The organism is Chitinophaga sp., from assembly GCF_036569125.1.
Taxonomy (GTDB): domain Bacteria; phylum Bacteroidota; class Bacteroidia; order Chitinophagales; family Chitinophagaceae; genus Chitinophaga.
Genome location: NZ_DATCRF010000560.1, coordinates 1 through 8036, shown reverse-complemented (window position 1 = coordinate 8036; position 8036 = coordinate 1). Strand labels below are relative to the sequence as shown.

Below are 8036 nucleotides of genomic sequence, written 5' to 3'. Positions count from 1 at the left end.
CATATAAAGGGCTTTGTGAAGCATTTACGGACGATACGCCGCGCAGGCGGATCTCTGCCTGACTGCCTGGTACGCCGGAAGCGTTGATCACCTGCAGGCCGGGCACCTTGCCCTGCAGCATGGAGCCTACATCGTTAGTGGTTACATCTTTCAGCTTTTCAGCAGATACCACGCTCACCGCGCTGGTAAGCTCTCCTTTCTTTTTATCGCTATAACCTACCACTACTACTTCATTAAAGTTCTTGGTATCCTCCACCAGCGCCAGTGCCAGCGTTTTGTCAGCAGGCACGCCTATTTCGCGGGTTACATAACCAATGTTGCTGATCACCAGTATCCCGTCAGCAGGTACGCTGCCCAACCGGAACTGGCCATGCTCATTGGTTTGCGTGCCCTTAGAGGTGCCCTTTACCATAACAGTAGCGCCGGGCAGTGGCACATTGCCCGTGCCGGTGATGGTACCGCTTATATTAATAAGGGTATCAGCGGTCAGCGGGGGCGCCTTATCGGCCGCCGGCGTGCGTTTGATCACAAAGCTGTTGCCTTCCAGCGAGTAGGTGAGCTGCTGGTGTTTCAGGCATTGTTCCAGCACCTCCTGCACCGTGGCCTCTTTTACGTTAATAGACACCGGTTGTGTGCCTGACAGTACCTTTTCGGAATACACAATGGATACCCCTGTTTGTGTAATTACTTCCGAAAAAACTTTTTGCAAAGACATGTTCTTCACAGACAGGGTCACCTTTTGGGAGTAAACGGCGGCGCTTACATGCAGGCAGGTGATCAGGAGAAGAAATGCGGTCCCTTTGAGCTGCATAATGATTTGTCTTTTTAGGTCCCGGTCTATACGGGAAATTTTGGTTGACAGCCCGCGGCAATAGCGGGCCAATGCATTACACGTGAATTGCATACTTTTGTGATGTTTGGTAAATGATTGATCTCTCAGCGATTATTCAGCATACCAGATGTATGACCGGTTTCCGATGGCAGTCGGAGCCGGTTTTTTTCTGATCTTGGTTGTTGGTTGATTCCCCCTTTCTCTTGTCTATAGCTGGTTAAGGCAGCACTATTATCTTCCTGCCTTCTACCTTAAAATGATTAAAGCCGCTGGCTTCCAGCAGGTTCAGCACACCGCTCAGCTGCAGGTTGCGGGATATGCCGCCGCCATACAGCTCTGCGCTGGGTGTTACCGTATATACGATATCCACATCGTACCAGCGGGCTACCTCCCGTAAAATGGCGGCCAGCGTCATGTTGTTGAACACAAACAGGCCGTTCTTCCAGGCAATGATCTTTTGTACATCTGCCGCCTGCACGGTCAGCGCGTGGTTGCCATGGTCCAGTACTGCCTGCTGGCCGGGTTGCAGCAGGCGAAGGGCATTACCTTCTTTCACCTGCACGGAACCTGCCACCAGCGTGGTGTTCACGGTGGCTTCGTCGCCATAGGCCATCACGTCAAAGCTGGTGCCCAGCACCTGTACTTCCATGGAATTCACCATTACTTTAAACGGCTGGTTGGCCTGCTGTGCCACTTCAAAATAGCCCTGCCCCTGCAGCTCCACTATTCTGTCTTTCCCTGTAAATGCTGTAGGATAACGTATTGATGACGCGGAATTCAGCCATACTTTGGTGCCGTCGGGCAACGTGAGCTTAAATTGTCCTCCCCGTGGTGTGGATAAGGTATGGTATTGTAGTCTGTTATCTGTTCCGTTGGCGCCGTACACCAGCTGGCCGTTCTGCTGCGTAATATGGGTATTGCCGCCGATCACCTGCCGCCCGCTGCTGTCCAGCGTAATGGTGGTGCCGTCTGCCAGGGTAAGTACCGCTTTGTTGGCGCCGGGTGTTATATTATTAATGGTCTGTTGTGCTAAAGGAAGATTTGTTTGGGTGGAAGGGCCGGGCCTGCGCCACAGGAAAGCCAGTGCAATGGCGCCGGCTATAATGGCCGCTGCTGCTGCATAACGGATAGGGAATATACGTTTGGCAGGGGAGGGGCTGATAATGTTACGGTACACATGCTCCAGGTCTACTTCCGGTAAGGCAGCATCTGCCGGCAGCTCCCGGTAGGCCGTTTCCATAAAATGCTGCAGGGCCGCATCTTCCGGGTGAGCTGCAATGTATGCGAGCAGCTCTTCCAGCTCCTGGCGCGTGCAGGAGCTGCTGGTATAACGTTGCAAAAGGTATGTTATCCGGGACGTTTCTTGCGGCATATGGAATGGCTTATACTAATAAAGACGTTTGGGGAGGCGCAAAGGACCGCGAAAGCGTAAAAAAAATTAATTGTCAGAAAATCAGGTATTTACAGGCTACCTGGAACAGGATGGCCACGAATACCGCGTGTTGGGAAAGGTAGGTACGGATATATTTCAGGGTTTCTACCAGCAGGTTCTTTACCCGGCTTTTGGAAAGGTGCAGCTGTGCGGCTATTTCATCATGGTTCAGGCCCTGCTGCCGGCTAAGCTGAAAAATAGTTTGTTTCTGGGGCGATAGCTGTGCAACTGCCTGCTGAATAAGGTTTTTGCTTTCCCGGGCTTCCAGCTGCAGCTCCAGGTCGTTGCTGGTTTCAGAAAGGTTGGCCCACACCTGGTCTATAAGCTTTTGCTGCAGGGATACTTTACGTAAATGATCCAGGGTTTTATTTTTGGCGATGGTGAACAGGTAGTTGCCTACATGTATAATATCCGGCAGCTGCTCCCGCCCGGTCCATAAACGTAAAAAGGTTTCCTGTAAAATATCTTCCGCATCAATGGCTGAATGGGTCATGTGGTACGCAAAGGCCAGCACCTGCCTGTTATGCCGCGCATACAGCTCTCTGAAAGCCGGTTCATCTCCTTCTTTCAGCTTTTTTAACAGGTCTTGGTCCGTGGTCATTACAGGCATCCCCTCCAATTTTAGGCAATTTCCCCAGCTTAAAAAAGAGAAAATGAAAAATATTTCCCATTAAGCCGGCTGCAACTATTCCGTATTGCGTAAACCAATTTCCCGATTACATAAATCCCCCCCCTGATGAGCCTATACCTTTGCAACCGCATTGCATGTTCGACAATTAACCTTTATGCATATACTATTTAACAGATTCACAAGACTGACAGGCTTTTTGTGCGCCCTACTCATTGCTGCGCCGGCCTTTGCGACAGAAGAACCACTTGCCGCCATTAAGGGTAAAGTGATCACGAATGATGGAACACCAGCGGCCTTTGTAGCTGTACAGATCAAGGAAAAGAACAGGGGCACCCTTACCAATGAACAGGGCGGGTTTGTATTTAAGAGAATGCATCCCGGCCATTATACCCTGCAGGTAATGCTGATGGGCTACAAAACCGTTTCACAGGAAGTAGATGTGCAGCAGGACCAGGTGGTAACGGTGACCATACAGCTGGAAGCTACCAATAAGCAGCTGCAGGAAGTGATCATTAACGGTACCCATAATAAATATAAAACAGACAGTCTTTCCGGCTCCCTGCGCCTGAAATCGCCGCTGCTGGAAGTACCGCAGAATATACAGGTGATCTCTGCCAGCCTCATTGCCGATCAGCAGTCATTTGATATTGTAGATGGTATTACCCGCAACATCAGCGGCGCATCGCGCGTAGGCCACTGGGACAACCAGTATGCGCAGATCCGTATGCGCGGTTCCAAGATCCCTGCTTTCCGCAATGGTATGAACATTGAAGCCAGCTGGGGCCCTACCGCAGAAGATGCAGCCATGATAGAGCGTATTGAATTTGTAAAAGGCCCTGCCGGTTTTATGCTGGCCAACGGCGAACCCGGTGGTTTTTACAACGTGGTAACCAAAAAGCCTACGGGCATTACCAAAGGATCTGCCAACATCAGCATGGGCAGCTTCAGCACTTACCGCGCTGCGCTTGACTTTGACGGTAAGCTGAGCAAAGACGGCAAACTACTGTACCGCCTGAACGTAGCCGGGCAGCAGAAAGATTTTTACACCAAGTACAATTACAGCAACCGTTACCTGTTTGCACCGTCGTTTAAATATTTGGTAGATGACCGTACCTCCGTTACGCTGGAATACTCTTACCAGGCCTCCCGTTACCTGGGCAATGGCAACTACCAGTTCTCCAAGAACAAGCTGCTGGATGAGGGTATCGGCAATGATTTCTTCTACGGCGATCCTTCCCTGGAACCCGGCAAGCTGCGCGATCACAGCGTATACCTGTACGTGGATCATAAGCTGAACGATAAATGGGAAGCGCATGCGCAGGTGGCGTACTTTAACTTCAGTATGGTGGCCAACAGTGTGTGGGCTGATAGTATGCACACCAACGGCGATATGTACCGCTATTACAGCATTGGCGATGAAGCAGGGGAGAACCGCTTTGCGCAAATGTCATTGTCAGGTGAGGAATATACCGGTTCCGTACGTCATCGTATACTGGCCGGCGTGGATATGGGCAACAAAAAGTTCTGGGGCGATTTCCGCAGGATAGCCCCGCTGCACCTGGCCGGCGGCAGAGTATTTAACGTGTATAACCCGGAATACGGCGTGCCTGCTGATTCCATTGCTTATATAGACCGTTCTAAAAGTGTGCGCACCAGGGCAGGATCCACTACTTATGCTACCGTGGTGAATTACACCTCCGTATATGTGCAGGACGAGCTGGCCTTCTTTGGCGATAAGCTGCGCCTGTCGCTGGCAGCCCGGTACACCCACTCTGAAACCGTCGGAAAAACAAAGAACGCTGAAATAAAGGACGATGTGGTAACGCCGCGTATTGGCCTTAGCTATTCTATTGATAAGTCTTTGTCGGTATACGCCATGCGGGATCAGTCTTTTGTAGCCGTACCCGGCCTGGATTCCAGCCTGAACCCCTTTAAGCCCATTAAAGGTACCGACTATGAAGCAGGGGTGAAGAAAGAATGGTTCAACGGCCGCTGGACTTCTTCGGTAACCGCTTATCGTATTAACCGGGAAAATGCGCTGGTAAGCCTTCCGGGTGTGGTAGACAGCCGTGGCAACAGCGTGTCTGTACAATTGGGCGAAACCGTAACCAAAGGTGTTGAGGTAGATATTAACGGCGAGATCATTTCCGGTTTGAATGTAAATATCAACTACGCCTATACGGATTCCAAGATCAGCAAGGAAGCGCCCGGCACTGCGGAGGATAAAACAACCATCGGCAATGTAACGCCTAACACCAACGCACATATTACCAATGGCTGGGTAAATTACCGTATTGGTAAAGGCCCGCTTACCGGCTTTGGCGTAATGGGTGGTTTCCAGTGGATGGCCGACCGTTATGTAGGCACTACCAAAAAGCCTAACATTCCCAACTACTTCCGTGGCGATGCCGGCCTTAGCTACCAGAAAGGAAAATACAACGTTTCCCTGCTGGTAAATAATGTGGCCGATAACCGCAAGCTGCTTACCGCTGCTTCACTGGCCGCTAATCCTAACAGTGTTACCAGCTACTACAGCTATATAGTAGAAGCCCGCCGTAACTTCCGTATGACGATCGGTTACCGCTTCTAAGTAGTTTGTTTTCAATAGAATGTAAAATCATAAATGTAAAATTTAAAACCGATAAAGGAGGTTCATAGAGACCGTTAAAAGACTTTATGAACGAGATAAATGTAAAAGTGGAATGCAGCGAATAAGGGACTGCATTCCACTTTTACATTTATGATTTAAAATTTTACATTTTACATTCTTTTGGCCCCGATTCCCGGAAATGTATCAGTTTTACCGGCTTTTGTATTAAAGGCAGGGGGGCATATGGGGGTAGCTTTGTGTCATTATTTAAAACAAAAAATAATGGCAAAAATAATTTTCATCACCGGGGCTTCCCGGGGATTTGGCCGGATCTGGGCAGAGGCATTTCTGAAACGCGGCGACAAAGTAGCTGCTACCGCCAGGAATTTAGAGGCACTTAAACCACTGAGCCAGCAGTACGGCGATGCCCTGCTGCCTTTACAGCTGGATGTTACCGACAAAAAGGCCAGCTTTGAGGCCATCAACAAGGCAAAAGAATACTTTGGGAAAATTGATGTGGTGATCAACAATGCCGGTTACGGCCTGTTTGGCGCTATTGAGGAAACCAGCGAGCAGGAAGCCCGCGACCAGTTTGAAGCCAATGTATTTGGCCTGCTGTGGGTAACCCAGGCCGCGCTGCCAATAATGCGGGCACAGGGCCATGGGCATATTATACAGATCTCCAGCATCCTGGGAGTTGTAACTTTACCCACGCTTGGTGTGTATAATGCATCTAAATTTGCAGTAGAAGGGCTCAGCGAAACACTGGCTACAGAAGTAAAAGATTTTGGTATTCATGTTACGCTGGTTGAGCCCAACGGTTTTGCAACCGACTGGGGCGGCGCATCCGCCATCCACAGCACACAGCTGCCGGTGTATGACGGGGTGCGGGCCGCTTTACAGGCAACTGCTACCCCGGATGCTTTTGGCGTGCCGGAAGCTACGGTGGATGCTATTCTGAAGCTGGTGGACGAGCAACAGCCGCCGCTGCGCCTTTTCCTGGGTAAGGTAGGCTTGCCGTTCGCAAAACAACAGTATGCGGAGCGCCTGGCTACCTGGGAAGCATGGAGCGCCGTAGCAGATGCTGCACACGGGAAGTAAGTTGGCAGTTGTTAGTTGGCAGTGGGCAGTAAGCTGGTAGTTCGTAACAATCATATATCAACAAAAGCAGCGCCGGCCCAAAAGCAAAAAGGGCTTTGAGGCCGGCCGCTGTTATAAAAAGAGCGCTTATGTGGCATTTTAAGAGCCTGGGTGAATTTCATGAAAGCAGCGGGGCGCCGCCCCCGGAAAACCCGATGTTAAGCCTGCTGCGTTGTGTGGAGCGCTGTCCGCTGGGCGGTTCATCCTACACCAGCGACTTTTACATGATCGCATTCAAGAAAATGAAGGCCGGTGTAATGCACTATGGCAAAACCAGGTACGATCATACCACCGGCGGCAGCATGTACTTCACCAAGCCCCGGCAGGTAATAGGAATGGGTAACCTGGAGCTGGAAGACGATGGTTTTTCCATTTACATACACGAAGACTATTTAAACGGTCACGATCTGCATAACGAGATAAAGCAATACCATTATTTTGATTATGAGATCAATGAAGCCCTGCACCTGTCACCCAGCGAAGAGCAGATCATCTGGGAGCTTTACCGCAAAATAGAAACGGAGTATTACAATAACCAGGATGAATACAGTAAGGAGATCATCTTAGGACATATCAGCTCCATCCTCAAATACTCCCAGCGTTTTTACAAACGGCAGTTCATTAACCGTACAGAGATGTCCGGCAAAATGGTGTCTAAGTTCAACAACATCCTGGCTGCTTATTTTGAAAGCGGCTTATTAAATGAGCATGGGCTGCCAACGGTAAAATATATGGCAGACCAGCTGCATGTATCGCCCGGTTACCTGAGCGACCTGTTAAAGCAGGAAACCGGTAAAACAGCCATTGAGCTTATTCACATCTTCTTAATTTCAGAAGCCAAGAACTTACTGAAAGGCGCGGATAATACGGTGGCTGAAATAGCCAACACGCTTGGATTTGAGAACCTGCCTTATTTTTCACGCCTGTTTAAGAAGGAGGTAGGTATGAGCCCGGTGCAGTATAAGAAGCAGAGCTTGAATTAGCGCCTACTTCTTTTTAAACCGGATGATCTGGGTACCCTGGCTGATAATAACATGTCCGCTATCCGTACGCTGATAACCGTAATACTTCAGGTTCAGTAATAAGGTATCGTTTGTTATGGATACTGTTCCGCGGGATGATTCTCCTAAACGTACGCTTCTGAAAGTTCCGTCTATAGCGGCAAAGCTTCTTTCAAAGTAAATAGAATCCTTAGCTCCCAGCTTGTAAGTGTGGTTAACAATTTCATACGTGTTAGCGCCGAATTTAAACTTACTGGAAGAGGTTAACGTACCATTCAGATATTCCTTCCTTTGGGCCAGTGTATCAATGAAAAAATTCAATCCCTGAATGTTACTAACCATACGGGTACTGTCTATGGTAATGGTGCCGTTGTTGACACGTCCTATATAATCAGCAATAAGTACAGTCG

7 protein-coding genes are annotated in these 8036 nt (G+C 49.5%); 3 read left to right on the top strand and 4 right to left on the bottom strand.

Annotation, left to right across the window (positions count from 1 at the left end):
- The 3 genes from VIM87_RS20995 to VIM87_RS20985 all read right to left on the bottom strand — a co-directional run.
- On the bottom strand, window positions 1–811 hold an 811-nt coding region (locus VIM87_RS20995; protein WP_331998904.1), incomplete at its 3' end, for an STN domain-containing protein.
- Between the two features lie 238 nt (window positions 812–1049).
- The gene (locus VIM87_RS20990; protein ID WP_331998903.1) at window positions 1050–2171 is read right to left on the bottom strand and encodes a FecR family protein; all 1122 of its coding nucleotides are present in this window, start codon (window positions 2169–2171) and stop codon (window positions 1050–1052) included.
- Window positions 2172–2277: 106 nt separating this feature from the next.
- On the bottom strand, window positions 2278–2874 hold the full coding sequence (locus VIM87_RS20985; protein WP_331998902.1) for an RNA polymerase sigma-70 factor: 597 nt from the start codon (window positions 2872–2874) through the stop codon (window positions 2278–2280).
- A 175-nt stretch (window positions 2875–3049) separates the two neighbouring features.
- On the opposite strand from VIM87_RS20985, the gene VIM87_RS20980 reads away from it, so the two are divergent.
- The 3 genes from VIM87_RS20980 (at window position 3050) to VIM87_RS20970 (ending at window position 7608) form a co-directional block, all read left to right on the top strand.
- Window positions 3050–5485, top strand: coding sequence for a TonB-dependent receptor (locus tag VIM87_RS20980; RefSeq protein WP_331998901.1), 2436 nt, complete (start codon window positions 3050–3052; stop codon window positions 5483–5485).
- 282 nt (window positions 5486–5767) lie between these two features.
- The gene (locus tag VIM87_RS20975) at window positions 5768–6586 is read left to right on the top strand and encodes an SDR family NAD(P)-dependent oxidoreductase (RefSeq protein WP_331998900.1); all 819 of its coding nucleotides are present in this window, start codon (window positions 5768–5770) and stop codon (window positions 6584–6586) included.
- A 128-nt stretch (window positions 6587–6714) separates the two neighbouring features.
- Window positions 6715–7608: an AraC family transcriptional regulator gene (locus VIM87_RS20970; protein WP_331998899.1), complete on the top strand. Its 894-nt coding sequence runs from the start codon at window positions 6715–6717 to the stop codon at window positions 7606–7608.
- Between the two features lie 3 nt (window positions 7609–7611).
- Here VIM87_RS20970 and VIM87_RS20965 read toward each other — a convergent pair.
- On the bottom strand, window positions 7612–8036 hold a 425-nt coding region (locus VIM87_RS20965; RefSeq protein WP_331998898.1), incomplete at its 5' end, for a hypothetical protein.